Origin of the sequence: Defluviimonas sp. SAOS-178_SWC (genome assembly GCF_039830135.1) — a bacterium.
Lineage (GTDB): Bacteria > Pseudomonadota > Alphaproteobacteria > Rhodobacterales > Rhodobacteraceae > Albidovulum.
On the sequence record NZ_CP156081.1, the window covers coordinates 2,518,844 to 2,543,615 of the forward strand.

27 protein-coding genes are annotated in these 24,772 nt (G+C 65.6%); 14 read left to right on the top strand and 13 right to left on the bottom strand.

Annotated features, from left to right (window positions below; all coding sequences use genetic code 11):
- Positions 1 to 28: 28 nt before the first annotated feature.
- The 6 genes from V5734_RS13055 to V5734_RS13080 all read right to left on the bottom strand — a co-directional run bounded on the left by V5734_RS13055 (position 29) and on the right by V5734_RS13080 (position 4,436).
- Entirely contained in the window at positions 29 to 544 is a 516-nt protein-coding gene (locus tag V5734_RS13055) for a hypothetical protein (protein WP_347310078.1), read from the bottom strand.
- 153 nt (positions 545 to 697) lie between these two features.
- Positions 698 to 1,009, bottom strand: a complete 312-nt coding sequence (locus V5734_RS13060; RefSeq protein WP_347310079.1) for a heavy metal-binding domain-containing protein — start codon at positions 1,007 to 1,009, stop codon at positions 698 to 700.
- Positions 1,010 to 1,019: 10 nt separating this feature from the next.
- On the bottom strand, positions 1,020 to 1,340 hold the full coding sequence (locus V5734_RS13065) for a hypothetical protein (RefSeq protein ID WP_347310080.1): 321 nt from the start codon (positions 1,338 to 1,340) through the stop codon (positions 1,020 to 1,022).
- Entirely contained in the window at positions 1,337 to 2,869 is a 1,533-nt protein-coding gene (gene sufB, locus V5734_RS13070) for a Fe-S cluster assembly protein SufB (protein WP_347310081.1), read from the bottom strand. Before sufB ends, V5734_RS13065 begins: the two co-directional genes overlap by 4 nt.
- Before the next feature lie 41 nt (positions 2,870 to 2,910).
- On the bottom strand, positions 2,911 to 3,981 hold the full coding sequence (locus V5734_RS13075) for a cysteine desulfurase family protein (RefSeq protein ID WP_347310082.1): 1,071 nt from the start codon (positions 3,979 to 3,981) through the stop codon (positions 2,911 to 2,913).
- Positions 3,978 to 4,436: an Rrf2 family transcriptional regulator gene (locus V5734_RS13080; protein WP_347310083.1), complete on the bottom strand. Its 459-nt coding sequence runs from the start codon at positions 4,434 to 4,436 to the stop codon at positions 3,978 to 3,980. Before V5734_RS13080 ends, V5734_RS13075 begins: the two co-directional genes overlap by 4 nt.
- Before the next feature lie 173 nt (positions 4,437 to 4,609).
- Between V5734_RS13080 and V5734_RS13085 the strand changes: the two genes are divergently transcribed.
- From V5734_RS13085 to V5734_RS13095, 3 genes are read left to right on the top strand one after another with little or no spacing between them, the layout of a single operon-like run.
- Complete coding sequence (locus V5734_RS13085; protein WP_347310084.1) at positions 4,610 to 5,269, top strand: alpha/beta hydrolase; 660 nt, start codon at positions 4,610 to 4,612, stop codon at positions 5,267 to 5,269.
- Between the two features lie 4 nt (positions 5,270 to 5,273).
- A complete protein-coding gene (locus tag V5734_RS13090) occupies positions 5,274 to 5,513 on the top strand; it encodes a hypothetical protein (protein WP_347310085.1) in 240 nt (79 codons plus the stop codon).
- A complete protein-coding gene (locus V5734_RS13095) occupies positions 5,510 to 6,100 on the top strand; it encodes an HD domain-containing protein (RefSeq protein WP_347310086.1) in 591 nt (196 codons plus the stop codon). The genes V5734_RS13090 and V5734_RS13095 overlap by 4 nt, the downstream gene beginning before the upstream one ends.
- A 9-nt stretch (positions 6,101 to 6,109) precedes the next feature.
- Here V5734_RS13095 and V5734_RS13100 read toward each other — a convergent pair whose 3' ends face one another.
- The gene (locus tag V5734_RS13100) at positions 6,110 to 6,853 is read right to left on the bottom strand and encodes a hypothetical protein (protein WP_347310087.1); all 744 of its coding nucleotides are present in this window, start codon (positions 6,851 to 6,853) and stop codon (positions 6,110 to 6,112) included.
- A 75-nt stretch (positions 6,854 to 6,928) separates the two neighbouring features.
- On the opposite strand from V5734_RS13100, the gene V5734_RS13105 reads away from it, so the two are divergent.
- From V5734_RS13105 to V5734_RS13125, 5 genes are all read left to right on the top strand, one after another.
- Complete coding sequence (locus V5734_RS13105; protein ID WP_347310088.1) at positions 6,929 to 8,140, top strand: NADP-dependent isocitrate dehydrogenase; 1,212 nt, start codon at positions 6,929 to 6,931, stop codon at positions 8,138 to 8,140.
- 135 nt (positions 8,141 to 8,275) lie between these two features.
- Entirely contained in the window at positions 8,276 to 8,878 is a 603-nt protein-coding gene (locus V5734_RS13110; RefSeq protein WP_347310089.1) for a YitT family protein, read from the top strand.
- A 70-nt stretch (positions 8,879 to 8,948) separates the two neighbouring features.
- A complete protein-coding gene (typA, locus tag V5734_RS13115; protein ID WP_347310090.1) occupies positions 8,949 to 10,766 on the top strand; it encodes a translational GTPase TypA in 1,818 nt (605 codons plus the stop codon).
- A 66-nt stretch (positions 10,767 to 10,832) separates the two neighbouring features.
- The gene (locus V5734_RS13120; RefSeq protein ID WP_347310091.1) at positions 10,833 to 11,078 is read left to right on the top strand and encodes a GlsB/YeaQ/YmgE family stress response membrane protein; all 246 of its coding nucleotides are present in this window, start codon (positions 10,833 to 10,835) and stop codon (positions 11,076 to 11,078) included.
- A gap of 190 nt (positions 11,079 to 11,268) precedes the next feature.
- Positions 11,269 to 11,601 carry a GYD domain-containing protein gene (locus V5734_RS13125; RefSeq protein ID WP_347310092.1) on the top strand — a complete coding sequence of 111 codons (333 nt, stop codon included), beginning with the start codon at positions 11,269 to 11,271 and terminating at the stop codon, positions 11,599 to 11,601.
- Positions 11,602 to 11,747: 146 nt separating this feature from the next.
- Here V5734_RS13125 and V5734_RS13130 read toward each other — a convergent pair whose 3' ends face one another.
- Positions 11,748 to 12,167: an OsmC family protein gene (locus V5734_RS13130; RefSeq protein ID WP_347310093.1), complete on the bottom strand. Its 420-nt coding sequence runs from the start codon at positions 12,165 to 12,167 to the stop codon at positions 11,748 to 11,750.
- 172 nt (positions 12,168 to 12,339) lie between these two features.
- Complete coding sequence (locus V5734_RS13135) at positions 12,340 to 12,621, bottom strand: usg protein (RefSeq protein ID WP_347310094.1); 282 nt, start codon at positions 12,619 to 12,621, stop codon at positions 12,340 to 12,342.
- Between the two features lie 202 nt (positions 12,622 to 12,823).
- Between V5734_RS13135 and gyrA the strand changes: the two genes are divergently transcribed.
- From gyrA to gluQRS, 5 genes are all read left to right on the top strand, one after another.
- The gene (gene gyrA / locus V5734_RS13140; protein WP_432759626.1) at positions 12,824 to 15,559 is read left to right on the top strand and encodes a DNA gyrase subunit A; all 2,736 of its coding nucleotides are present in this window, start codon (positions 12,824 to 12,826) and stop codon (positions 15,557 to 15,559) included.
- A 364-nt stretch (positions 15,560 to 15,923) separates the two neighbouring features.
- A complete protein-coding gene (locus tag V5734_RS13145) occupies positions 15,924 to 16,556 on the top strand; it encodes a hypothetical protein (RefSeq protein ID WP_347310095.1) in 633 nt (210 codons plus the stop codon).
- A 186-nt stretch (positions 16,557 to 16,742) separates the two neighbouring features.
- Complete coding sequence (locus V5734_RS13150; protein WP_347310096.1) at positions 16,743 to 16,943, top strand: hypothetical protein; 201 nt, start codon at positions 16,743 to 16,745, stop codon at positions 16,941 to 16,943.
- A gap of 57 nt (positions 16,944 to 17,000) precedes the next feature.
- The gene (trmFO, locus tag V5734_RS13155) at positions 17,001 to 18,341 is read left to right on the top strand and encodes a methylenetetrahydrofolate--tRNA-(uracil(54)-C(5))-methyltransferase (FADH(2)-oxidizing) TrmFO (protein WP_347310097.1); all 1,341 of its coding nucleotides are present in this window, start codon (positions 17,001 to 17,003) and stop codon (positions 18,339 to 18,341) included.
- The gene (gluQRS, locus tag V5734_RS13160; RefSeq protein WP_347310098.1) at positions 18,341 to 19,177 is read left to right on the top strand and encodes a tRNA glutamyl-Q(34) synthetase GluQRS; all 837 of its coding nucleotides are present in this window, start codon (positions 18,341 to 18,343) and stop codon (positions 19,175 to 19,177) included. The genes trmFO and gluQRS overlap by 1 nt, the downstream gene beginning before the upstream one ends.
- Before the next feature lie 3 nt (positions 19,178 to 19,180).
- On the opposite strand, the gene hisI is transcribed toward gluQRS, so the two are convergent.
- Positions 19,181 to 19,540 (bottom strand): phosphoribosyl-AMP cyclohydrolase, encoded by a 360-nt coding sequence (hisI, locus tag V5734_RS13165; RefSeq protein WP_347310099.1) that lies wholly within the window; start codon positions 19,538 to 19,540, stop codon positions 19,181 to 19,183.
- 64 nt (positions 19,541 to 19,604) lie between these two features.
- On the opposite strand from hisI, the gene V5734_RS13170 reads away from it, so the two are divergent.
- The gene (locus V5734_RS13170) at positions 19,605 to 20,048 is read left to right on the top strand and encodes an iron-sulfur cluster assembly scaffold protein (RefSeq protein ID WP_347310100.1); all 444 of its coding nucleotides are present in this window, start codon (positions 19,605 to 19,607) and stop codon (positions 20,046 to 20,048) included.
- Between the two features lie 219 nt (positions 20,049 to 20,267).
- Here the strand turns inward: V5734_RS13170 and V5734_RS13175 are convergent, their stop codons facing one another.
- From V5734_RS13175 to ligA, 3 genes are all read right to left on the bottom strand, one after another.
- Positions 20,268 to 20,390: a hypothetical protein gene (locus tag V5734_RS13175; RefSeq protein ID WP_347310101.1), complete on the bottom strand. Its 123-nt coding sequence runs from the start codon at positions 20,388 to 20,390 to the stop codon at positions 20,268 to 20,270.
- Between the two features lie 103 nt (positions 20,391 to 20,493).
- Positions 20,494 to 22,581 carry an ATP-dependent DNA helicase RecG gene (gene recG, locus V5734_RS13180; RefSeq protein ID WP_347310102.1) on the bottom strand — a complete coding sequence of 696 codons (2,088 nt, stop codon included), beginning with the start codon at positions 22,579 to 22,581 and terminating at the stop codon, positions 20,494 to 20,496.
- Positions 22,578 to 24,692: an NAD-dependent DNA ligase LigA gene (ligA, locus tag V5734_RS13185; RefSeq protein WP_347313633.1), complete on the bottom strand. Its 2,115-nt coding sequence runs from the start codon at positions 24,690 to 24,692 to the stop codon at positions 22,578 to 22,580. The genes recG and ligA overlap by 4 nt, the downstream gene beginning before the upstream one ends.
- Between the last annotated feature and the right edge of the window lie 80 nt (positions 24,693 to 24,772).

Consider the following 24,772-nt stretch of genomic DNA (forward strand, 5'->3'; position numbering starts at 1 on the left):
ACCGCAAGGATTTCGGATTGGGTTGGGATCAGCCCGCGGGCGTCAGCCTGTAGTCGCGGCCCTGTTCGGCCATCGTCGCGGCATAGTCCGCCGAGAAGAGATGGGACCAGAATTCCGGCGCGTTCGAGGCGACGGCCGCCTCGCCGTAATGCATCACCACGCAGCCGACCAGAAGCGCCTGGACCCGCGACCGGTTCGACAGGTGGAAGACAACGATCAGGATCAAGGCCAGCACGAAGGCGAAGAGCACCATGCCCCGGTTGCCGAGGTCGTAGAACGCCGGCGGCAGCCCCTCGAGTTTCGCAAGGTGGAAATAGGCGACGCGCCCGACCAGAACCGAGGACATCCCGCACAGGAATGCGATCAGGACCATCATCTTGTCCGCGAAGGTGCGCTTGGGCTTCTGGTTCTTCTTGCCGAAGATCTTGTTGTAGCGCTTCTGGGTCGAATGCCCGATGACATCCACATGCTCGAACTGCTTGCCCGTCTGAATGCGCTTCAGGCGTTCGGCAAAGATCGTCTTCTGATCGACCATCACGGTCATGGTACGGCCCCGAGAGATTCCCCTTCGCCGTACAACCTGACGTCGATTTAAGGCGGAATTCAGACCGGAATAAGGGGAATTTCGCGCCATTGCGGCCAACAATCCGCCGCAAAGCGGAGTGACGCAGCGTCAATCTTTCAGGGACAGTCCCGCTCATCCCAGCGTCACCGCCGTGCCGGAGGCCGAAACCATCAGCATGTTGTTGATCACCTCGTAGTCGAGATCGACACCGACAATGGCATTTGCGCCCATCATCGTTGCCCGTTCTTCCATTTCGCGCAGCGCCGTCTCCCGCGCCCGGCCCAGCTCCTGCTCGTAGGCCGCCGACCGGCCGCCGACGACATCGCGGACAGCCGCGAAGAGATCGCGGAAGATATTCGCGCCAAGGATCGCCTCGCCGGTGACGATACCGTGGTAGCGGGTGATCCTCTGGCCCTCGACGGAGGGGGTGGTGGTGACGATCATGGATCGGGCCTCAGTCTCTGTTCAGGATCATGCCGCTGACGACCCGACGCACGAAGGGCGCCATCCCCTCGGGACCGGACGCGCGATCCTTTAGATGGATCGAAAGATCGGGCCGCACCGCCGCGATGATGCCGACAAGGTCGCCGCGAATATCATCCGGCAGTCCCGCGCCCATGATGACGCACGCAATCTCCGGTTCGGTTTCGAGCTGACGCACCACCTCGCCATGGTCATGCGCGCCGAGCCAGCGGATCGGCAGATCCTCAAGCTCGTCCGCCAAATGCCCGACGATGCCGGGCAGCTTGCCGATCAGAAGAACAACGGGTTTCATCCGACACTCCCCTCCAGCGAAATCGCCACGAGGCTCTGCGCCTCCATCGCGAATTCCATCGGCAGCGCCTGCAACACTTCCCGGCAGAAGCCGTTGACGACCAGCGCCACCGCCTCCTCCTCGTCCATGCCGCGCGAGCGGCAGTAGAAGAGCTGGTCGTCATCGACCTTCGAGGTCGTCGCCTCATGTTCCACGCGGGATGAGTTGTTCTTCACCTCGATATACGGAACCGTATGCGCCCCGCACTTGTCGCCGATCAGAAGGCTGTCGCACTGGGTATAGTTACGCGAGTTCTTCGCCTTCGGGTGCATGGACACGAGGCCGCGATAGGTATTCTGCGCCTTTCCGGCGGAAATCCCTTTCGAAACAATGCGGGAGCGGCTGTTCTTGCCAAGATGGATCATCTTGGTTCCGGTATCCGCCTGCTGCATGTTGTTGGCGATGGCGATCGAATAGAACTCGCCCGAACTGTCGTCGCCGCGCAGGATGCAGGATGGATATTTCCAGGTGATCGCCGATCCGGTCTCCACCTGCGTCCACATCACCTTGGCCCGGTCGCCCCGGCAATCGGCGCGCTTGGTGACGAAGTTGTAGATGCCGCCCTTGCCCTCCTCGTCGCCGGGGAACCAGTTCTGCACCGTCGAATACTTCACCTCGGCATCGTCGAGGATCACGATCTCCACCACCGCCGCGTGAAGCTGCGCGGTGTCGCGCTTCGGCGCGGTGCAGCCTTCCAGGTAGCTCACGTAAGAGCCCTTGTCGGCGATGATGAGCGTGCGCTCGAACTGGCCGGTATTCTCCGCGTTGATGCGGAAATAGGTCGAAAGCTCCATCGGGCAGCGCGTGTTCGGCGGGATGTAGACGAAAGAGCCGTCGGAAAAGACCGCCGAATTCAGCGTCGCAAAGAAATTGTCCGACTGCGGCACGACGCTGCCCAGATATTTCTTCACGAGATCCGGATACTCGCGGATCGCTTCGGAGATGGGGCAAAAGATGACGCCGGCCTTGGCCAGTTCCGCCTTGAAGGTCGTGCCGACCGACACGCTATCGAAAACCGCGTCCACCGCCACTTTCCGCGCATCCGCCGGCGCTTCGTCCGCGCCTTCGACGCCCGCCAGAATCATCTGCTCCTTCAAGGGGATACCAAGCTTTTCGTAGGTGGCGAGAAGCTTCGGATCGACCTCGTCCAGCGACTTCGGCTTCTCCGTCATGCTCTTCGGCTTGGCGTAGTAATACTGCGCCTGGTAGTCGATGTCGGGATAATGGAGCATCGCCCAGCGGGGTTCCTCCATCTCCTTCCAGCGGGCGAAGGCCTTCAGCCGCCAATCGGTCATCCACTCCGGCTCGCCGTTCTTTTCCGAGATGAGGCGCACGATGTCCTCGTTCACGCCGAGTGGCGCGAATTCCATCTCGATCTCGGTTTCCCAGCCGTATTTGTAGGCGCCCATGTTCTGGACGGTCTCGACCGTCTCGCGGTCGACGCCTTCGCGCACATCAAGAACGGCGGTCTCTCCTGCCGTAGCTGCCATTGCTTTTTCTTTCGCCATGATAATGCCTTGCCTGATGTTCCTCACGCGGCTTTCGCGCGAAATTTCCGATATTGGGCGAGCCATGCCGCCGCGAAACTGTCGATCTCTTCCACCGTGGTGGTGGGCCCGAGCGAGACCCGGATCGCCGAGGCCGCCTCGACCTCGTCGAACCCCATCGCCTTCAGGACCCGGCTGGCCCTGACCTTGCCGCTCGAACAGGCGGAGCCTGCCGAGATCGCGAAGCCGGCGAGGTCCATCTGCATCACCTGCGTCTCGCCCTTCCAGCCACGGGTCATGAGGCAGGTCGTGTTGGGCAGGCGCGGCCGGTCGCGCCCGACGATCACGACATCCGGGGCCCCGTCCAAGATCCGGGCTTCGAGCCCGTCGCGCAGGTCCGCGACCTTCGCCGGGACACCCGCGTCGAGGTCGGCAAGGGCCGCCCGCGCGGCGGCGCCGAACCCGGCGATACCGGCGACGTTCTCGGTCCCGGAGCGCCGTCCCTGTTCCTGCCCGCCGCCGGGCCTGAGCGGTGCAATCTCCAGCCCCTCGCGCAGGATCAGCGCGCCGGCGCCCTTCGGGCCGCCGAGCTTGTGGGCCGAGACCAGCGCGAAGTCTGCGCCCGACCAGGAAAAGGCGAACGGCATCCGCCCCACCGCCTGCACCACGTCGAGGAGGAGCCAATCGGCCCGCCGCGCGCCGTAGGCGTAACCATCCCCGGCCTTCGCCGGCGGCTCGGTGATCACGCCGGTCTCGCTGTTCGCAAGACCCATCGCCAGCGTATGGCCGCGCGCGGCGTCCCCGCCCATCCGGGCATGGGCGATCAGGCAGTCATGCGCCGCCGGATCGACATAGACGTCATGCCCGGCCAGCAGTCCCGACAAAACGCCGGCCGCCTCCGTGGCGCCCGAGGTGAAGACCACCTCCGCCGGGCGGCACCCGACAAGCCGGGCCACATCCTCGCGCGCCGCCTCGACGATCGCCTTCGCCGCCCGCCCCTCGGCATGGACCGAGGACGGATTGCCCACGACGTCGAGCGCCGCGATCACGGCGGCCCGCGCCTCCGGCCGCAGGGGCGCCGTCGCGTTCCAGTCGAGATAGGCGCGCGCCGTCATTCGTCCACCAGTTGGAACAGCGCCGGCACCGCCGGACAGGGTTTCAGCGTGTTGCCGATCACGTCGGAAAGGCGGGTCTGGTGCAGGAACACGTAGACCTGCGCCGAAAGCCCCTCCCAAAGCCGGTTGGTCATCGACTGCGCGCGGCTGCCCGACACGCCGCCCGACGCGCCGGCCCCGGTGTGCAGCGCGCTCACCGTCTCGTCGACCGCTTCGAGAACCTCGCTCACCCGGATGTCGGCCGGATCCCGCGCGAGCTTGTAGCCACCGCCGGGGCCGCGCACCGAATCGACCAGCCCGGCCCGGCGCAGCTTCACGAACAGCTGCTCCAGATAGGGCAGCGAAATGTCCTGCCGCTTGGAGATCTCGGCCAGCGAGGTCAACTGATCGTCCCGCACCGTCGCCAGATCGGCGAGCGCGACCATCGCATAGCGTCCCTTGGTCGAGAGTTTCATGCCCTAAAGCCCCGCAAAGACATTGACGCCGGGCGGAAGGCCGCTTAACTCCTTCCCACCCGGTCACCGGCACCCGCCGGTATTTAGAACAATTCTAGGGTGCCTGAGCAAAATCGTCAAGAATGGCTTGGCCAGAATTGACGCGAAGGGCGCCCGCAGAGAGAAGACAGGCGATGCCCGAAGTCATTTTCGCCGGCCCAGAAGGCCGCCTCGAAGGCCGTTACCACCCCCAGAAACAGCCCGACGCACCGATCGCGATCATCCTGCATCCGCATCCACAGTTCGGCGGCACGATGAACAACCGTGTCGTGCACCGGCTGCACTATGCGTTCTACGAGCTTGGCTTCACCGTCCTGCGCTTCAACTTCCGCGGCGTCGGCCGCAGCCAGGGAGAATACGATCAGGGCATCGGCGAGTTGTCCGACGCCGCGTCGGCGCTCGACTATTTGCAGGCGATGAATCCGAACTCCAAGCATTGCTGGGTCGCGGGCTTCTCCTTCGGTGCCTGGATCGGCATGCAGCTCCTGATGCGGCGGCCCGAGATCACCGGCTTCATCTCGGTCGCTCCCCCGGCGAACATGTACGACTTCTCCTTCCTAGCGCCCTGCCCGTCCTCGGGCCTGATCATCAACGGCACCGCCGACCGCGTCGCGCCGCCGAAAGACACCGCCTCGCTCGTCGGCAAGCTCCGCGAACAGAAGGGCATCACCATCACCCACGAGCAGATCGAAGGTGCGGGACATTTCTTCGAGAACGAGGAAGAGCATATGGCCCCGATGATCACGACCGTGCAGGACTATGTCCGCCGGCGGCTCGGCGAACAGACGCGGTAGGATCATGCCGACGACCGAGGAACTCGCCATCGCGCTGGCCGAGGACGTTCTGAAAGCGGTGGAGGAGACCGGCGACGAGGCGCTGGTCAACGATATCAACAAGATCATCGAAGCCTCCTCCTCCGCCCTGCAGGAAGCCTACATGGCCGCCATCCGCGCCCAGCGCTCCGAGGCCAAGGCCCGGCAGATGCTGGACGCGCGGCTGAAACGGGCGCGCGCCGCGCAAGCCGCGAAGACGGGATGACCGACCGGCTCGACGCCCAGTTCGCCTTTCTGATGGAGGCTGACAAGCTCAAGCAGGTCCTTCGCGCCACCACCCTCGCCGACGGCTCGCGTCCCGAGAATTCCGGCGAACATTCCTGGCATCTCGCGCTTTATGCGATGGTCCTGGCCGACCATGCCGGCCCCGGGGTCAGCATCGACCGGGTGATCCGCATGCTGATCCTGCACGACCTGGTGGAGATCGACGTGGGCGACGTACCGATTCACTCGGCGAACGGCTCCGCCCACGGCTCGGCCGAAACGCTGGCCGCCGAGGCACGGGCCGCCGACCGTCTCTTCGGCCTGCTTCCCGGCGATATCGGCCCCGACCTGCGCGCGCTCTGGGAAGAGTTCGAGGCGGCGGAGACGCCGGACGCCATTTTCGCCAAGTCGCTCGACCGGGTGCAGCCGGTCCTGCACAACCTCGCGAGCGGTGGCGGAAGCTGGACGGAGTACAACGTCACCGCCGAGCAGATCGAGGCCCGCGTCGGCCGGAAGGTCGCGCGGGGTGCGCCGAGGTTGTGGGATTTCGTCCGGGGCCGTTTGCGCGGCTACTTTCCCGACCTCTGACCGGCAAGGTCACGGAAGCCGCCGCCCCGCCCGTAGCTGGCCAAGCGCATCCGCCGGCTTCCGGCCGGCACCAAGCCATTTCTGCACCGCACAGGCCGAGGCGGTATAGACCGGCCCCGCCCCCTTGCCGTTCGACTTCGACAGGGCGACGAATTCCTTGCGCGTAGCCGGGAGCTTCCAGTTTGCAACCGCACGGCATTGCGCCACCCCTTTGGGATAGCCGACGGAGCGTGAAATGATCGTCGCCAGCCCCTCGTCGAACCAGGTCGGCAACAGGCCCTTCTTGCGCCCGGCGAAGCCCTCGGCGCGGTGCGTCTCGGCATGGACGCGCTCGTGGACATAGGTGACCGGATCGTTCACCGCTTTGGAAGACACCGTGATCACCAGCCCGCCCAGCGTCATCGCCCGGCTCGTCATCGCGTTCCGGCGGTCGCATTCTTTCGTCACGCAGACCTGCCAGAGCGGTGCCGCCCGAAGCCGGCCAAATTCCGCCCCGACCTTCCGCTCCGCCGCCGCGATCCGCGCCCGGATCGCCTCGACCTGCTTGCCCCCCGCCGCCCGATCGACCCAGATTGTCGGCGTCACCCGCTTCATCCCGACCGCGAGGCCGGGCAGCGACAGGTTCTGCGCGCCGGCGGGAAGCGGCGCGAGGCAAAGGAGAAGTCCGAGCCGGACAAGGAATGATCTGAGGTCCATGACCCTTTCATACCCTTTGGGCATGCCGGGGAAACTCACTTTGTCGTGGTATACCATTGCATACCTTCTTTCCAGCCGCCGGGCATTCGGCTATGACGCGGGCAACGAGTCTGTCCCCAACCGGAGAAGATCATGTCGAAGATCAAGGTAGCGAACCCCGTCGTCGAGCTCGATGGCGACGAGATGACGCGGATCATCTGGGACTTCATCAAGAAGAAGCTGATCCTGCCCTATCTCGACATCGACCTGAAATACTATGACCTCGGCATCGAGGAGCGTGACCGCACCGACGACCAGATCACCATCGACGCCGCGAACGCCATCAAGCAATACGGCGTCGGCGTCAAATGCGCGACGATTACGCCCGACGAGGCCCGCGTCGAGGAATTCGGCCTCAAGCAGATGTGGCGGAGCCCGAATGGCACGATCCGCAACATCCTCGGCGGCGTGATCTTCCGCGAGCCGATCATCTGCAAGAACGTTCCGCGCCTCGTGCCGGGCTGGACCAAGCCGATCGTCGTCGGCCGCCATGCCTTCGGCGACCAGTACCGCGCCACCGACTTCCGCTTCCCCGGCAAGGGCAAGCTCACGATCAAGTTCGTGGGCGAGGACGGCACGGTGATCGAGAAGGACGTCTTCGACGCGCCGGGCGCGGGCGTCACGATGGCGATGTACAACCTCGACGCATCGATCATCGACTTCGCGCGGGCCTCGATGAATTACGGCCTCGTCAAGGGCTGGCCGGTCTATCTCTCGACCAAGAACACCATCCTCAAGGCCTATGACGGCCGCTTCAAGGACCTCTTCCAGAAGGTCTATGACGAGGAATTCGCCGACAGATTCAGATCCGCCGGCATCACCTACGAGCATCGCCTGATCGACGACATGGTCGCCTCGGCGCTGAAATGGTCGGGCGGCTATGTCTGGGCCTGCAAGAACTATGACGGCGACGTGCAGTCCGACACCGTGGCGCAGGGCTTCGGCTCCCTCGGCCTCATGGCCAGCGTCCTGATGACGCCCGACGGCAAGATCGTGGAGGCCGAGGCTGCCCACGGCACCGTCACCCGCCACTACCGCCAGCACCAGCAAGGCAAGGCCACCTCCACCAATTCCATCGCCTCGATCTACGCATGGACCGGCGGCCTCAAGCACCGCGCCAAGCTCGACGGCAACGTGCAGCTCCAGACATTCGCGGAAACGCTGGAGAAGGTGACGGTCCAGTGCGTCGAGGACGGCTTCATGACCAAGGACCTCGCGCTTCTGGTCGGGCCGGACCAGAAATGGCTGACCACGATGGGCTTCCTCGAGAAGGTCGACGAGTACCTGAACAAGGCGCTGGCCTGACCGGATTTCGCCCCGGCTTTGCGCCGGGGCGATCCGCCGGGGGGCGCTGCCCCCCGGTCCCCCCGGAGTATTTCGGCCAAGAAGAAGGACCGGGGCCTCTGGACCTTTCCGCGTCCTTCGCTCATCAGACGTGCCATGACCGACCCCGCCCGCCATACGCTTCTCGAAGACGCCCAGGGCATCGCCTACGGAGCGGGGATGGCGGCGTTCGGGATCGCCATCCTGACCCATCTCGGCCTCGTGACGGGCCAGACGGCGGGACTCGCGGTGCTGATCTCCTATGCGACCGGATGGGGCTTCGGCCCGGTCTTCTTCGCGATCAACCTGCCGTTCTACTGGCTCGGATACCGCCGCATCGGGCCGGTCTTCGTCCTCAAGACCTTTCTGGCCGTCGGCCTCATGTCGGCCCTCGCGATGATCTTCCCGCGCTGGGTGGATTTCGCCCATCTCGACCCGATCGTCGGGGCGGTGCTTTTCGGGGCGATCTCCGGCTCGGCACTTCTGGCGCTCTTTCGCCACGGGGCGAGCCTCGGCGGGGTCGGCATCGTCGCGCTCTATCTTCAGGACAAGACAGGCTTCCGCGCCGGCTGGACCCAGCTGTTGGTCGACCTCGCCATCTTCGCCGTCGCGCTTACGCTCCGCGACCTCGGCACGGTTGCGGTCTCGGCCCTCGGCGCGCTGGTCGTGAACCTGGTGATCGCCGTCAATCACCGCCGCGACCGCTATATCGCGACCTGACGCCGGCGGGGCTGGCGTTTCAGGCGGAATTCCTCTATCGGGGCGCCAACCTCAGGAAATGGCGGACCCCATGGACCTTCGCAACATCGCGATCATTGCGCACGTTGACCACGGCAAGACCACGCTCGTCGACGAGCTTCTCAAGCAATCCGGCACCTACCGCGACAACCAGCAGGTGTCCGAGCGGGCGATGGATTCGAACGATATCGAGCGCGAGCGCGGCATCACCATCCTCGCGAAATGCACGAGCGTCGAGCATGACGGGGTGCGCATCAACATCGTCGACACGCCGGGCCACGCCGATTTCGGCGGCGAGGTGGAGCGGATCCTCAACATGGTCGACGGGGTGGTCCTTCTCGTCGACGCGGCCGAAGGGCCGATGCCGCAGACGAAGTTCGTGACCTCGAAGGCGCTGGCGCTCGGCCTGCGCCCCATCGTCGTCCTCAACAAGGTCGACAAGCCGGACGCGGAGCCGGACCGGGCGCTGAACGAGGTCTTCGACCTCTTCGCCAATCTCGGCGCCGATGACGACCAGCTCGACTTCCCGCATCTTTACGCCTCCGGCCGCTCCGGCTGGGCGGATGCGGAGCTGGACGGGCCGCGCCAGAATCTCGACGCGCTCTTCGACCTCATCGTGCGCCACGTCCCGGCGCCGCGCCAGGTCGCGGATGCCGACAAGCCGTTCCGGATGCTCGCGACGACCTTGTCCGCCGATCCGTTCATCGGCCGCATCCTCACCGGCCGGGTCGAATCGGGCCGTCTGAAGGTCGGCGAGACGATCAAGGCGCTTTCCCGAAAGGGCGAGCGGATCGAGCAGTTCCGCGTGACCAAGATCCTCGCCTTCCGGGGGCTCTCGCAGCAGCCCATCGACGAGGCGCAGGCCGGCGACATCGTGACCCTTGCGGGCATGACCAAGGCCACGGTCGCCGACACGCTCTGCGATCCGGCGATCGACGTGCCGCTCCCGGCGCAGCCGATCGACCCGCCGACGATCTCCGTCACCTTCGGCATCAACGACAGCCCCCTGGCCGGCAAGGACGGCACCAAGGTCCAGTCCCGCGTGATCCGCGAGCGGCTGATGAAGGAAGCGGAATCGAACGTCGCCATCAAGATCGAGGATACGCCGGGCGGCGAGGCCTTCATCGTCTCGGGCCGCGGCGAATTGCAGATGGGCGTCCTCATCGAGAACATGCGCCGCGAGGGGTTCGAGCTGTCGATCTCCCGCCCCCGCGTGATCTTCCGCGAGGAGAACGGCGTCCGCATGGAGCCGATCGAGGAAGTCATCGTCGATGTCGACGACGAATATTCCGGCACCGTGATCGACAAGCTTACCGGCCAGCGCAAGGGCGACCTCGTCGAGATGAAGCCCGCCGGCGTCGGCAAGACCCGGATCGTCGCCCATGTGCCTTCGCGCGGTCTCATCGGCTATCACGGCCAGTTCCTGACCGACACGCGCGGCACCGGGGTTCTCAACCGCATCTTCCACGGCTGGGCCCCGCACAAGGGTCCGATCGAGGGTCGCCGCGTCGGCGTCCTGATCTCGATGGAGAATGGGGTGTCGGTCGCCTACGCCCTCTGGAACCTCGAGGAGCGCGGCAAGCTTTTCATCGGCGCGCAGGAACAGGTCTACGAGGGGATGATCATCGGCGAGCATTCCCGCGACAACGACCTGGAAGTGAACCCCCTGAAGGGCAAGAAGCTCACCAACATCCGCGCCTCGGGCACGGACGAGGCAGTGCGGCTGACCCCGCCGGTGCGGATGAGCCTCGAAGAGGCCATCGCCTATGTGCAGGACGACGAGCTTGTCGAGGTCACGCCGAAGATCGTGCGGCTGAGGAAGCGCTTCCTCGACCCGCATGAGCGCAAGCGGCAGGCCAAGGCCGGCTGAACGCCCCCTTCCCGCGCCCGGCCTATGTGCTAACCTGAGGCCCCCGCCTCAGGAAAGGAACGCGTCATGGGTATCATCGTCATGCTGCTGGTCGGCGCGATCGCCGGCTGGCTCGCCGGGCAACTCGTCAAGGGCTACGGCTTCGGGCTGATCGGCAATATCGTCGTCGGGATCGTCGGCGCCTTCATCGCCGGCCTGATCCTGCCCAGGATCGGGTTCGGCATGGGCGGCGGCTTCCTTGCCGCCATCGTTCATGCCACGATCGGCGCGGTGATCTTCCTGTTCTTGCTGAGGCTGGTGAAACAGAGCTAAGTCTGTCGCAGGGACGAAGCAGACGGTCGGCACGCGGCCTTTGTCTTGGCTGTATTGAAGTGCGGCAGATACTTCGCGTCAAGCTCAACGTGATATCCAACTTGCTTGCGACAGGCACCGAGCGCAACATCGATCGCAGGAGAGCCAAACATGATACTGCCCTCCGAGCTATCCGAAAGGAGTACATCGAATGCCTTTGTACCTGACGCGATTTAGCTACACGCCCGAAACATGGGCCCGACTAACCAAGACCCCCGAGGATAGAAGAGCCGCCGCCAAGAAATACATCGAATCCGTAGGTGGGAAGCTGCACGGGTTTTGGTATGCTTTTGGCGGCCAGGACGGTTACAACCTCTGGGAGGCCCCTGACAATGTGGCGATGGCCGCAACGGCTATCGCGATAAGTGGCGGCGGTGCGCTCAGCTCTTTCGAAACAACGACATTGCTGTCGGTCGAAGACACCTTGGAGGCGTTAAGGTTGGCAAGTTCGATCAAATATCAAGCGCCGGGGGATACGCATTGACGATTGCATTGGATGTATGGCGCTGATCGACAGCGTGCTGCGGAGTTGTAAGACCCCTCTTTCGGCACTCAGGTAATCTTGCCGGACAATTTCCGTTTGCCCTTCGCACCGCGCTTCCATGTCCGTTCCGGGCTCCAAGCCGCCCCTCACGCCCCCGTATCCACCACCTCGAAGTCGTGCGTGACCTCGGCGGTCGCCGCCATCATCGCGGAGGCGGAGCAGTATTTCTCGGCCGAAAGCTGCACCGCGCGTTCGACCTTGGCGGGGTTCAGGCCGCGGCCCGTCACGATGAAATGCATGTGGATCTTCGTGAAGACCTTCGGCTCCGTCTCGGCCCGCTCCGCCGTCAGGTCGCAGACGCAATCCTCGATGGGTTCGCGGCCCTTTTCGAGGATATGCACGACGTCGAAGGCCGCGCAGCCGCCGGTGCCGATGAGGAGAAGCTCCATCGGGCTCGGACCCGGCTTCGGCTTGTCGCCGATCCCGTTGCCGAAGACGATCTTGTGCCCCGCCTCGACTTCCCCGGTAAAGGTCCGGTCCTCGACCCATTTCACACGCGCTTTCATCGCTCACCTCTTGCGGTTCGTTGCCCCTTCTATGAGGGCAAGCGCGCGGCGCTGCAATGTCCTTTGCGGGCGCGCCCTGCGTTGCGCGATTACGGGCTGCGGCGCGCGGTCTGTAGCTACGGGAAACCTACGCTTCTCCTACGCCGAAACGACGCAAGCGCTACGCCGGTTTTCAGTGCAGCCGGAACTCGCCCACGACGTTGCGCCATTCGCCGGGACCGATCAGCTTTCGGTGGCAGAAGCGGACCGAATGCAGCGGCCCCTCGATCTTTTCCTGCCAGAATTCGATGAAGCGGAACAGCTCCGGATAGTCCGGGGCGAGGTCGTATTCCTGCCAGATGTAGGAGTTGAGGACGTGCCGGTAATCCGGCATCCGGTAGTAGAATTCGGCCGTCGTGAGCCCGTAGCCCTTCAGCATCAGCTCCGTCTCGGCCCCCGGTTCGCTCGCGCGCATGAGTGCCTCCGTCAGTGCCTTCCTCGGACCATGCTACATCAGCCTCTGGTAACGACAATGAAAACAATGTGTTATGATTGTGTTGCCGGAACCCGGCGAAAGCGGGGCGGCTGCCATTGCACCCTATGGATGGCATGGGGTATAGTTCGCCGCAACAATATCTAGCGCCCTGAGCGGGCCGAAGGACAGAGGGCGAGCATCCGTGACCGACACCCCGGAAACCCCTGAAAACGCTGAAAACGCTGAAGAAAAACCCCGGCGCCCCACATATGACGGCCCCAGCGTCGACATCGCGGAGGAGATGAAGACCGCCTATCTCGACTACGCTATGAGCGTGATCGTGAGCCGGGCGATTCCGGACCTGCGCGACGGGCTGAAGCCCGTGCACCGCCGCATCCTCTACGCGATGCACGAGACCGGCAACAGCCACGACAAGCCCTACCGGAAATCCGCCCGCCCCGTCGGCGACGTGATGGGGAAATACCACCCGCACGGCGATGCCGCGATCTACGACGCGCTGGTCCGCATGGCGCAGGATTTCTCCATGTCGCTGCCGCTTCTCGACGGCCAGGGCAACTTCGGCTCGATGGACGGCGACAACGCCGCGGCCATGCGCTACACCGAGGTGCGGATGGACAAGCCGTCGGCCTTCCTTCTTGCCGACATCGAGAAGGAAACCGTCGATTTTCAGGACAACTACGACGGCAAGGACAAGGAACCGACGGTCCTTCCCGCGCGCTTCCCGAACATGCTGGTCAACGGCGCGGGCGGCATCGCGGTCGGCATGGCCACGAACATCCCGCCGCACAACCTGGGCGAGGTGATCGACGGCACGCTGGCGCTGATCGAGGATCCCGACCTGTCGATGGAAGCGCTCATGGAGATCATCCCGGCGCCGGATTTCCCGACGGGCGGCATCATCCTTGGCCGCTCCGGCGCGCGGAAAGCCTATCTCGAAGGGCGCGGCTCCGTCGTCATCCGTGCCAAGACGCGGGTGGAGGAGATCCGCAAGGACCGCTATGCCATCGTGCTGGACGAGATCCCGTATCAGGTCAACAAGGCCTCGATGATCGAGAAGATCGCCGAGATGGTCCGCGACAAGAAGATCGAGGGCATCGCCCACGTGCAAGACGAAAGCGACCGGGTCGGCGTGCGCGTCGTCGTCGAACTGAAGCGCGACTCGACGCCCGAAGTGGTCTTGAACCAGCTTTTCCGCTTCACGCCGATGCAGACCTCGTTCGGCTGCAACATGCTGGCCCTGAACGGCGGACGGCCGGAAACCCTGACGCTGCGCGATTTCCTTACGCATTTCATCGGTTTCCGCGAGGAAGTCGTGGCGCGGCGGACGGCTTACGAGCTGCGCAAGGCGCGTGAACGCAGCCATATCCTCTGCGGGCTTGCCGTCGCGGTGTCGAACGTGGACGAGGTGGTGGCGACGATCCGGTCCTCGGCCGATCCCGCCGAGGCGCGCGAGAAGCTGATGACCCGGCGCTGGCCGGCGGCCGACATCGCCGACTATATCCGGTTGATCGACGATCCCACCCACAAGATGAACGACGACGGCACCTATAACCTCTCCGAGACCCAGGCCCGCGCGATCCTCGACCTGCGCCTGCAGCGCCTGACAGCGATGGGCGTCAAGGAAGTCACCGACGAGCTTCAGGAGCTTGCCGGCAAGATCAAGGACTACCTCGACATCCTCGGCAGCCGCGAACGGATCATGGCAATCATCTCGGACGAGCTTCGCGAGGTGAAGGCCCAGTTCGCCGTGCCGCGCCGCACCGAGATCGTCGACTGGGCCGGCGACATGGACGACGAGGACCTGATCGAGCGCGAGGACATGGTCGTCACGATCACCTCGGGCGGGTACATCAAGCGCACGCCCCTGGTCGATTTCCGCAGCCAGCGGCGCGGCGGCAAGGGCCTCAGCAGCATGGCGACGAAAGAGGATGACGTCGTCACCACGCTGTTCGTGGCGAACACCCATACCCAGCTTCTGTTCTTCACTACCGACGGCATGGTCTACAAGCTCAAGACCTGGCGCCTGCCCTTGGGCGGTCGGACCGCGAAGGGCAAGGCGATCGTCAACATCCTGCCGATCCCGACCGGCGTCTCCATCGCCGCGATCATGCCCGTCGACGTGCCGGAGGAGGAATGGGAAGCCTTGCAGATCTTCTTCGCCACCTCTGAAGGCGACGTGCGCCGCAACGCGCTTTCCGATTTCACCAACGTGATGCGGAACGGCAAGATCGCGATGAAGCTGCCCGAAGGCGTCAGCCTCGTGAATGCGCGGATCTGTGACGAGAATGACGATGTGATGCTGGTCACCGCCCTCGGCCGCGCCATCCGCTTCCCGACGACCGAGGTCCGCGTCTTCAAGGGCCGCGACTCGACCGGCGTCCGGGGCGTGCGGCTCGCCGCGAAGGACGAGGTCGTCTCGATGTCGGTCATCCGTCATTTCGAGGCCACGCCCGAGGAGCGCGCCGCCTACCTCAAGCAGCGCCGCCTGATGGCCGGCGTGACCGAAGACGAAGCGCCGGACGAGGACGAGGAAGCGGTGGCAGAAGGTCAGCTCAGCCAGGACCGCTACGCGGAGATGTCCGCGGCCGAGGATCTGATCCTGACCATCACCGCCAAGGGCGCGGGCAAGATCTCGTCCAGCCACGACTACCCGGTGCGCGGGCGCGGCGGCCAGGGCGTGATGGCGATGGACAAGGCGATGCGCGGCGGACGGCTCGTCGCCTCCTTCCCGGTCGAGATCGACGACCAGGTCATGCTCGCCACCTCGACGGGTCAGTCCATCCGCTGCCCGGTCGACGGGATCAGCTTCCGCTCGCGCTCCGCAGGCGGGGTCCGGGTCTTCGACACGGCGAAGGGCGAGGAAGTCGTCTCGGTCGCGCGGATTGCCGATCAGGGCGAGGACGACGAGGCCGAGTGACGCGCCGCACCGGCCTACGGCCGGCGCCGGTCAGCATCGTTAGCGCTTTGTCCCAAAGCGGCATGTCCAGCGGCGCCCGCGCGTTCACGCGCGGGCGCCGCGCGATTCGGGCCGGTTCCGCGCCAAGGGCGGCACAATCTTAAGATGAAAATCAGATCCGAAACAATCTGACGCAACAGGCGCCGATTGTCTTCAAAGCTCGTCGGCAAGGGCAAGATTTCAACAAATTCTTGAGGGCTATTACCACATTCCAACCGAAGTCCCGCCCGATTTGGCTGACAATCATTCAATCAGGGGGAGACTGTTTCGGGTTTATCAGTGATTTGGGTCTCGGTTTTCTAGTTGCCAGAGAAGGGACTGCGTCATGGCGGATCAAGAAACAAGAAACGCACAACTGAACCAGAGCGGGCAGAACCTTGTCCGCATTGTCATCGCCTCGTATTTCCTAGCGGTCTCGCTGGGTCTCATCCCCGGTACCGTCGCCTGGCCATTGACCGCGCCGTTCCTGCCTGAACCCTATGCCGATCTCGCCGGCAAGGCGGTGATCTTCACGACGGCCTATCTGGTTCTGGTCGGCGCCTGGCTGCGGGTCTCCGCGCTTCTTCTGGCGACCGTGCTCTTCTGGTCGAGCTACATCCAGAATATCTCCTCGAACAACCTCGAGGGCTTCTGGCGCGACCTCGCTCTGATCGGTGCGCTGATCCTGACCTACACCCAGACCCTGCCGCGCGCCAATTCCCGCCGGTCGGCGCTGCACTGGAGGCCGCGCGCCCGCAAGATCGCGCCGGCCCCGGTGGTCGCCCCCCGGCGCGTGGTAAACGTCCCGCGGCAACCGCGCGACGAATCGGCACGTCCGCAATCCGCGCGGCCCGGATTTACGACCCATCACGCGGCCCGCCCGAAGCCTGCGCGCGGCATGTCCGTTCAGCCGCATCTCAACCTGGTCGTCAACGACAACATCTTCCGCGAGCACCCGGACCTTGCCCTCGCGTCCTGACCTTGCGTCAGGGTCAGGATGAGTGGCCTGCGGGCCACAATTCCGACACAACCCTCGGTTTATAAATACAACATTAACGCAATCTAAAGAATTTCCTTCCCAGCATTGATTACCACTCATCGCACCATTTCGTGCATGTGCCATTGATCGGGACCGGTTCCGGCCGGCCCTTACGGAGGACGAGACATGAGCCTGTTCGACACCACCGCCAACTATCCGGCCGGACCCGCCCGGACGCCTCTTGGCAGCGCCCTCCTCGCCTCCATCGCCACGGGATTCTCGCATTTCCGCCGTGACCTCGAGACGGAAGCGGAGGCCTCGCACGACCGCTCCAACAAGGCGGATAGGGACTACCTCAAGGATATCGGCGTCGAGATCGGGTTCTGAACCCGATCCGCCCGCACGGGGCTTTTCATTCCGCCGGACATGGCCTAGATCGCGGCCATGCGTGACAGACTCCACATCGTCGGTGGCGGCATGGCCGGATCGGAGGCCGCCTGGCAGGCGGCCACAATGGGGGTTCCCGTCACCATCCACGAGATGCGGCCGAAGGTCGGCACCTTCGCGCACCGCACCGGCCATCTGGCCGAGATGGTCTGTTCCAACTCGTTCCGCTCCGATGACGACGAACGCAATGCGGTGGGCCTCCTCCATTGGGAGATGCGCGCGGCAGACGGCCTGATCATGACCGCGGCCGACCGCCACCGCCTGCCCGCCGGCGGCGCGCTCGCGGTGGACCGCGATCCCTTCGCCGAAAGCATCACCGAAACACTGCGCTCCCATCCGCTGATCGAGGTCAGCGGTGACGAAGTGACGGCGCTGCCACGGGACGGGCACTGGATCATCGCCACCGGCCCCCTCACCTCCGGCGCCCTGGCCGAGGCCATCCGCGCCGAGACCGGCGCCGAGGCGCTTGCCTTCTTCGACGCGATCGCGCCCATCGTCTATGCCGAAAGCGTCGATATGTCGGTCGCCTGGATGCAGTCGCGCTACGACAAGGGCGAGACCGAGGACGAGCGCACCGCCTACATGAACTGCCCGATGACCCGCGACGAATACGAGGCGTTCATCGACGCGCTCCTCGCCGCAGACAAGACGGAGTTCCACGAAGGCGAGACGGCGGGCTATTTCGACGGCTGCCTGCCGATCGAGGTGATGGCCGAACGCGGGCGCGAGACGCTGCGCTTCGGCCCGATGAAGCCCGTGGGCCTGACCAATGCCCACCGGCCGGAGGTCAAGCCCTATGCCGTGGTCCAGCTCCGCCGCGACAATGCGCTCGGCACGCTCTACAACATCGTCGGCTTCCAGACGAAGATGAAGTACGGTGCGCAAACGGATGTTTTCAAACGGATCCCAGGCCTGGAGGACGCAAGTTTCGCGCGCCTCGGCGGCATCCACCGCAATACGTTCATCAATTCGCCCACGCTTCTCGACAGCCGCATGCGCCTGAAATCCCGGCCGCATGTCCGCTTTGCCGGGCAGATCACCGGCGTCGAGGGCTATGTCGAGAGCGCCGCGATGGGTCTTCTGGCCGGGCGCATGGCGGCGGCCGAGATCCTCGGCCGCGACCTGCCGCCACCCGGTCCCGAAACCGCGATGGGCGCGCTCATTACCCACATCACCGGCGGCGCGGATGCGAAGACGTTCCAGCCGATGAACGTCAATTTCGGGCTCTTCCCCCCGATCGACGCGAAGGGCGGCCGCAGGGGCCGGAAGGATCGCTACAAGGCCTATACCGACCGGGCGAAAACCGTTTTTTCGGAATGGCTTGCGGCGCAAGGCTGATGCGCACCCGCTTCGCGCCCTCGCCGACCGGCCCGCTTCATCTCGGCCATGCCTATTCCGCGATCCTCGCCCATGACATGGCCCGACGCGCCGGCGGCGAATTCCTCCTGCGGATGGAAGATACCGACCTCGGACGCAGCAAGCCGGAATGGGAAGCCCTGATCCGCGAAGACCTGTCCTGGCTCGGCCTGAGATGGGACGGTCCCGTCCACCGGCAGTCCGGGCACATCCCCGACTACAATTCCCGGCTGGAGACGCTCGCCGACAGCGGCCTTCTCTACCCCTGCTCCTGCAGCCGCGCCGATATCCGCAATGCGGCCTCCGCACCGCAGGAAGGCGTTGCGCACCAAATCTATCCCGGCACCTGCCGCCACCGACCGATGTCGGACCGCAAGCCCGGCGACGCGCTGCGCCTCAATCTCGGCCGCGCATTCGACCAAATCGACCCGGACGCCCTCGTCTTCACCGAAACCGGAGAATGCCATCGGGGCCAGCACCGCATCAGCCGTGCGAAGGTCGTCTCGGAGATCGGCGATGTGGTCCTGTCCCGGAAGGGGGAGAACATCGTGGCCTATTTCCTCGCCTCGGCCTTCGACGATGCCGACCAGCGTATCAGCCACGTGATCCGGGGCGAGGATCTCTTCGGCTTCACGCCCGTCCAGGTCATCCTCCAGCACCTCTTCGGCCTGCCGACGCCAATCTACCACCATCACCGCCTGATCCGCGACGCGGCAGGCAAGCGGCTCGCCAAGCGCGACGATGCCCGCGCCATTTCGAAGTACCGGGCCGAAGGCGCGAGTCCGGCGGATATCCGCCGCATGGTCGGCCTGGCCTGACGCTCAGGCCTCGGGCGCCATGATCTCGACCTCGCCGCCATCCCGAACGGCGGTGAAAAAGCAGCTCCGGCGGTTGGTGTGGCAGGCCGGCCCGGTCTGCTCGACAAGCGCCAGCAGGCAATCGCGGTCGCAGTCTAACCGCATCTCGACCAGCTTCTGCACGTGGCCCGAGGTTTCGCCCTTCACCCAGAAGGCGCCCCGCGACCGCGACCAGTAGGTCACCCGCCCCGTCGACAGCGTCCGCGCCACCGCCTCCGCATTCATCCAAGCCAGCATCAGCACCTCGCCCGAACCGTGATCCTGCGCGACCACGGGGATGAGGCCACGGTCGTCATAAACCAATGTCGCGGGGTCGAAGGGCATGGCGCCACCTTTCCAAGTCGCTCGTCGCGTCCTATCTAGGGGGGAACCGCCGACAGGAAAAGCCATGAGCGACACCGATCTCATCAAGCTCTATTCGCAGCGCATCCTCGCGCTCGCCGCCGACATCCCGCATGCGCGGCGGCTCGACCACCCGACGGCGACGGCGCGGAAGCGCTCGCCGCTCTGCGGCTCCACCGTGACGGTCGATGTGGTCGTGAAGGACGGCCGGATTGTCGACTACGGCCAGGACGTGAAGGCGTGCGCCCTGGGGCAGGCCTCCGCGGCGCTCTCGGGCGCGCACATGATCGGACGGAGCCGGGAAGAGGTCGAACGCGCGCGCGACGAGCTTCGCGCCATGCTGAAGGAGGGCGGGCCGGTGCCCTCCGCCCCCTTCACCGGCTACGAGGTGCTGGAGCCCGCGCGCGACTACAAGAACCGCCACGCCTCGATCCTTCTCGCGCTCGAAGCGACCGCCGAGGCGCTGGCCGAGGCCGAAGCGGCCGCCTGAGCTTCTTCTGTTCGAAAATACTCTGAGGGGTCCGGGGGGCAACGCCCCCCGGCGGATCGGCGCGCGGCACGCGCGCCGACATAAAAAAACCGCCGCGCTCCGGTTCGGGAGGCGGCGGCAGGAAGCGATTTCCGTTTTCCGGGCGCGCGGCTCGGGGAGAGCCGGGGACTGGGGACAGGCGCAAGACCGGCGGAAAACCGCGAGGCAGTAACGTCAGGATCAGATGAGGCTCGGCAGGTGCAGCCCGACGATCAGCATCGCGACGAGCGATGCAAGGCCGGCCATGTCCTGGGCAAGGGTGCCACGGGCGCGGAGCAGGACGGATTTCAGATCGGTCTTCATCGGGCAACCCCTTCAGCTTCACCTCTGTTGCTCATTTGTTCTCACAGCAGAAGCGCTTTGTAAAGAACTTTTTAAGAACATTAGTGAACGAAAGCGGATTTCCTCATCCGACCTTGATCAGCCGGATCGCCCGGTCCTGCGCCATCAGCCACAGAAGCACCCGCGCCGCTTCGCCCCGCCTGGACGTCAGGCCGGGATCGTCGGCCAGAAGCTTGCGCGCATCGCTCTGGGCCACGGCCAGAAGCGCGGCTTGCCGTTCCAGATCCGCGATGCGGAACCGCGGCAGGCCCGATTGCGCGGTGCCGATGAGATCGCCCGCCCCCCGCATCGCCAGATCCTCCTCCGCGATCCGGAACCCGTCCTCGGTCTCGCGCAGGATGGCCAGCCGCCGCTCGGCGCCGTCGTTCAGCGGCGGCTGGTACATCATCAGGCAGGTCGATTCGGCGGCACCGCGCCCCACCCGGCCCCGAAGCTGATGCAGTTGGGCGAGGCCGAAGATCTCCGCCCGCTCGATCACCATGATCGAGGCATTGGGCACGTTGACGCCGACCTCGATCACCGTCGTCGCCACCAGCACCTTGGTCCGGCCTTCCGCGAAGGCGGCCATCGCGGCGTCCTTTTCGGACGGCGGCATCTGGCCGTGGACGAGGCCGACCACGCCCTCGCCCAGCGACACGCGGAGCGCCCTGAACCGGTCCTCGGCCGCCGTCAGGTCGACGAGTTCGCTTTCCTCGACAAGCGGGCAGACCCAATAGGCCTGCCGCCCCTCGGCGACGGCCTGGCGCAGATGACCGACCACCTCGTCATAGCGCCCGGACGAAACGAGCGCGGTCTTCACCGGCTTCCGCCCCGCCGGCTTCTCGTCGAGGATCGACACATCCATGTCGCCGTATTGCGCGAGGCTGAGCGAGCGCGGGATCGGCGTCGCCGTCATCACCAGCACGTCCGCCGTCAGCCCTTTCGCCGCCAGTTCCATCCGCTGCGCCACACCGAACCGGTGCTGTTCGTCGATGATCGCCAGCCTCAGATCATGGAACGCGACATCCTTCTGAAAGACGGCATGGGTGCCGACGAGGATGTGGATCCTGCCGTCCTTCAGCGCGGCCAATTTCGCCGCCCGCTCGCCCCCCTTGTCGCGGCCAGTCAGAACCTCCAGCACCACGCCGGCATCCTCGGCGAGCGGCCGCAGGCTTTCGAGGTGCTGCCGGGCAAGGATCTCGGTCGGCGCCATCATCACCCCCTGCCCGCCCGCCTCCACCGCGACGAGAAGCGCCATGAAGGCCACCAGCGTCTTGCCGGAGCCGACATCGCCCTGCAAAAGCCGGCTCATCCGCTTGTCGGCGGCCATGTCGGCGGCGATCTCGCCCATCGCACGCTCCTGCGCGCCCGTCGGACGGTAGGGAAGTGCGGCCAGGACCTTGCGCTGATACCTTCCGGTCGCGACACTCGCCCGCCCCTTGCCCCGGCGGAGAGAGGCACGTGCCAAGGCCAGCGTCAGCTGATGGGCGAACAACTCGTCATAGGCAAGCCGCTGGCGTGCCGGCGCCTCGGCGGCAAGGTCGGACATTGTGCCCGGCGCATGGGCGGCGCGGATCGCCTCGGCCCAGCCCGGCCATTTCTCGCGGGCCTTCAGGGCGGGGTCGATCCAGTCAGCAAGGTCCGGCACGCGCGCCAGGGTCGCCGCCACCGCCTTCTGCATCAGCTTCAGCGTGATGCCGGCGGTCAGGGGATAGACCGGTTCGAATTCCGGCAGGTCGCGCGCGTCCTCGGGCCGCAGGATATGGTCGGGATGGACCATCTGGGCGAGGCCGTCGAAGATCTCGACCTTGCCGGAAACGACTCGTCTTTGCCCCGTAGGCAATTGTTTTTGGAGATAGTCCGGTTTCGCGTGGAAGAAGACGAGCTGGAACTCCGTCTCCGCGTCGCGGACGAAAACCCTTGCCGGCCCGCCCTTGCGCCGCGCCGGAACATGGGCGCCGACCTCGACCTCGACCGTGACCGTCGCCGGTGGAACGCAGTCGCGGATCGTGCGTTTCAGGCGCCGGTCCACGCCGGCATAGGGCAGCGTGAAGAGAAGGTCGCGCGGCCGCTCCACGCCCATCTGCGCGAAATGCTTCGCCGTTTTTTCGCCGACGCCCTCCAGCGTGTCCAGTTCCGCGAAAAGCGGGAAGAGGATCGCCGGACGGCTCATCCGCCGATCAGCCTCAGCCAGGCGTCCTCGTCGATCATCTCGACCCCGAGTGCTTCGGCCTGCTTGGCCTTCGATCCCGCACCCGGTCCCGCGACGACAAGGTCGGTCTTGGTCGACACCGACCCCGCCACCTTCGCGCCCAATGCCTCGGCCCGCGCCTTGGCCTCGGCGCGCGTCATCTTTTCGAGCGTACCGGTGAAGACGACGGTCTTTCCGGCGACCGGGCTGCCGTCCGTGCGGGGGCGCGCGACCTCCTGAACGTCGAGATGGGCCACCAGCCGGTCGATGGAGGCGCGCTCGGCCTCCTGGTGAAAGCTGTTGACGACCGAGGCGGCCAAAACGGCACCCACGCCGTCGATGGCGGTCAGCGCCTCCCATTCCGGCCCCTCGCCGACCGTCGCGGCGGTCATCGCCGCCTCGAACGCCGCCCATGTGCCGTAGTTCCGCGCCAGAAGGTTCGCGGCACTTTCGCCGACATGGCGGATGCCGAGCGCGAAGATCAGCCGGTTGAGCGGGATCGTCCGCCGTTCCTCGATCGCCTGGAAGAGGTTCGTCACGGATTTCTCGCCGAAGCCGTCGCGGTTCTTCAGCTTCGAAAGGTGGGCCGCATCGCGCGCGGCGAGGGTGAAGATATCGGCAGGCTCCCGGATCGGCAGCGTCTCGTCGGCAAAGAACATCTCGATCTGCCTGGCGCCGAGCCCCTCGATGTCGAACGCCGCGCGGGAGACGAAATGCTTCAGCTTTTCAACGGCCTGCGCGGGGCAGATGAGACCGCCGGTGCAGCGGCGAACCGCATCGCCCTCCTCGCGCACGGCATCCGACCCGCATTCAGGGCAGGTGGTGGGAAAGACGTAAGGCGCCGCATCGACGGGGCGCTTGGAAAGGTCCACATCGGCGATCTTCGGGATCACGTCGCCGGCGCGGTAGACCTGCACCCAGTCGCCGGGGCGGATGTCCTTGCCGCCCCGGATCGCCTCTCCGCTTGCCGAACGGCCGGCGATGTAATCCTCGTTGTGCAAGGTCGCGTTCGAGACGACGACGCCGCCGACCGTCACCGGCAGGAGCCGCGCCACCGGTGACAGCGCGCCGGTGCGCCCGACCTGGATGTCGATCGCCTCAAGCCGCGTCCAGGCCAGTTCGGCGGGGAACTTGTGGGCGATGGCCCAGCGAGGGGTGGTGGAGCGGTAGCCGAGCCGGTGTTGCAGCGACAGTTCGTCGACCTTGTAGACCACCCCGTCGATATCGTAGCCGAGCGTCGCGCGCTTCTGCTCGATCTCGCGATAGGCATCGAGAAGGGCCGACGGTCCGTCGCAGCGGCGCGTCAGCGGGTTCGTGACGAAACCGAGCGCGCCCAGCCGGGCGATGGCTTCCATCTGCGTCGGGGCCAGCGGTTCGGAATGTTCTCCCCAGGCATAGGCGAAAAACCTGAGCGGCCGCGCGGCGGTGATCGCCGCGTCGAGCTGGCGGAGCGAGCCTGCGGCGGCGTTGCGCGGATTGGCGAAGGTCTTGGCGCCGGCCGCCTCCTGCCGCGCGTTCAGCGCGGCGAAGTCGGCATGGCTCATATAGACCTCGCCCCGGACTTCCAGCACCTCGGGCGCGCCGGAGAGCGTCGTCGGGATATCGGCGATCGTGCGGGCGTTCTCGGTCACGTTCTCGCCGGTCTCGCCATCTCCCCGCGTCGCGGCCTGAACCAGCCGCCCGCCGACGTAGCGCAAAGAGAGCGACAGCCCGTCGATCTTCGGCTCCGCCGTGTAGATCAGGGCCGCGTCGGGGCCGAGGTTCAGGTAGCGCCGGATGCGGTCGTCGAAATCGGTGATCTCCTCCGGCTCGAACGCGTTTTCCAGGCTGAGCATCCGCACCGCATGGCGCACTTTCGCAAAGGTTTCGGACGGGGCCGCGCCCACCTGACCGGTCGGGCTTCCGGCCGAGGCAAGCTCCGGAAACCGCGTCTCAATTGCCTGAAGCCGCCGCTTCAGCGCGTCGTAGTCGGCATCAGATATCTCCGGCGCGTCCTCCGTGTGGTAGGCTTGGTTCGCCCGCGCCACCGCCGCTGCCAGCCGCTGCCATTCCGCCCCCGCCTGCGCCGCGTTCAGCTCCGCGACCGCCACCATGGTGCGGCCGGTGGCGCCCGAATTTCCGGCGCCGGAAGGCGTCTTTGCCGCTGACATGAAAGGACCTCTCCGAAGCTGAC

What these genes read in the sequence shown, in the direction of transcription:
- V5734_RS13055 (WP_347310078.1), bottom strand. Translation starts at nt 544, where the DNA reads ATGACCGTGATGGTCGATCAGAAGACGATCTTTGCCGAACGCCTGAAG.
- V5734_RS13075 (WP_347310082.1), bottom strand. Translation starts at nt 3,981, where the DNA reads ATGACGGCGCGCGCCTATCTCGACTGGAACGCGACGGCGCCCCTGCGG.
- V5734_RS13090 (WP_347310085.1), top strand. Translation starts at nt 5,274, where the DNA reads ATGCCGACGACCGAGGAACTCGCCATCGCGCTGGCCGAGGACGTTCTG.
- V5734_RS13120 (WP_347310091.1), top strand. Translation starts at nt 10,833, where the DNA reads ATGGGTATCATCGTCATGCTGCTGGTCGGCGCGATCGCCGGCTGGCTC.
- V5734_RS13175 (WP_347310101.1), bottom strand. Translation starts at nt 20,390, where the DNA reads ATGAAGACCGATCTGAAATCCGTCCTGCTCCGCGCCCGTGGCACCCTT.
- V5734_RS13085 (WP_347310084.1), top strand. Translation starts at nt 4,610, where the DNA reads ATGCCCGAAGTCATTTTCGCCGGCCCAGAAGGCCGCCTCGAAGGCCGT.
- V5734_RS13125 (WP_347310092.1), top strand. Translation starts at nt 11,269, where the DNA reads ATGCCTTTGTACCTGACGCGATTTAGCTACACGCCCGAAACATGGGCC.
- V5734_RS13145 (WP_347310095.1), top strand. Translation starts at nt 15,924, where the DNA reads ATGGCGGATCAAGAAACAAGAAACGCACAACTGAACCAGAGCGGGCAG.
- V5734_RS13110 (WP_347310089.1), top strand. Translation starts at nt 8,276, where the DNA reads ATGACCGACCCCGCCCGCCATACGCTTCTCGAAGACGCCCAGGGCATC.
- V5734_RS13060 (WP_347310079.1), bottom strand. Translation starts at nt 1,009, where the DNA reads ATGATCGTCACCACCACCCCCTCCGTCGAGGGCCAGAGGATCACCCGC.
- hisI (WP_347310099.1), bottom strand. Translation starts at nt 19,540, where the DNA reads ATGCCCTTCGACCCCGCGACATTGGTTTATGACGACCGTGGCCTCATC.
- V5734_RS13170 (WP_347310100.1), top strand. Translation starts at nt 19,605, where the DNA reads ATGAGCGACACCGATCTCATCAAGCTCTATTCGCAGCGCATCCTCGCG.
- V5734_RS13100 (WP_347310087.1), bottom strand. Translation starts at nt 6,853, where the DNA reads ATGGTATACCACGACAAAGTGAGTTTCCCCGGCATGCCCAAAGGGTAT.
- V5734_RS13080 (WP_347310083.1), bottom strand. Translation starts at nt 4,436, where the DNA reads ATGAAACTCTCGACCAAGGGACGCTATGCGATGGTCGCGCTCGCCGAT.
- V5734_RS13135 (WP_347310094.1), bottom strand. Translation starts at nt 12,621, where the DNA reads ATGCGCGCGAGCGAACCGGGGGCCGAGACGGAGCTGATGCTGAAGGGC.
- gluQRS (WP_347310098.1), top strand. Translation starts at nt 18,341, where the DNA reads ATGCGCACCCGCTTCGCGCCCTCGCCGACCGGCCCGCTTCATCTCGGC.
- V5734_RS13095 (WP_347310086.1), top strand. Translation starts at nt 5,510, where the DNA reads ATGACCGACCGGCTCGACGCCCAGTTCGCCTTTCTGATGGAGGCTGAC.
- recG (WP_347310102.1), bottom strand. Translation starts at nt 22,581, where the DNA reads ATGAGCCGTCCGGCGATCCTCTTCCCGCTTTTCGCGGAACTGGACACG.
- sufB (WP_347310081.1), bottom strand. Translation starts at nt 2,869, where the DNA reads ATGGCAGCTACGGCAGGAGAGACCGCCGTTCTTGATGTGCGCGAAGGC.
- V5734_RS13105 (WP_347310088.1), top strand. Translation starts at nt 6,929, where the DNA reads ATGTCGAAGATCAAGGTAGCGAACCCCGTCGTCGAGCTCGATGGCGAC.
- typA (WP_347310090.1), top strand. Translation starts at nt 8,949, where the DNA reads ATGGACCTTCGCAACATCGCGATCATTGCGCACGTTGACCACGGCAAG.
- V5734_RS13150 (WP_347310096.1), top strand. Translation starts at nt 16,743, where the DNA reads ATGAGCCTGTTCGACACCACCGCCAACTATCCGGCCGGACCCGCCCGG.
- V5734_RS13065 (WP_347310080.1), bottom strand. Translation starts at nt 1,340, where the DNA reads ATGAAACCCGTTGTTCTTCTGATCGGCAAGCTGCCCGGCATCGTCGGG.
- ligA (WP_347313633.1), bottom strand. Translation starts at nt 24,692, where the DNA reads ATGGTGGCGGTCGCGGAGCTGAACGCGGCGCAGGCGGGGGCGGAATGG.
- trmFO (WP_347310097.1), top strand. Translation starts at nt 17,001, where the DNA reads ATGCGTGACAGACTCCACATCGTCGGTGGCGGCATGGCCGGATCGGAG.
- V5734_RS13130 (WP_347310093.1), bottom strand. Translation starts at nt 12,167, where the DNA reads ATGAAAGCGCGTGTGAAATGGGTCGAGGACCGGACCTTTACCGGGGAA.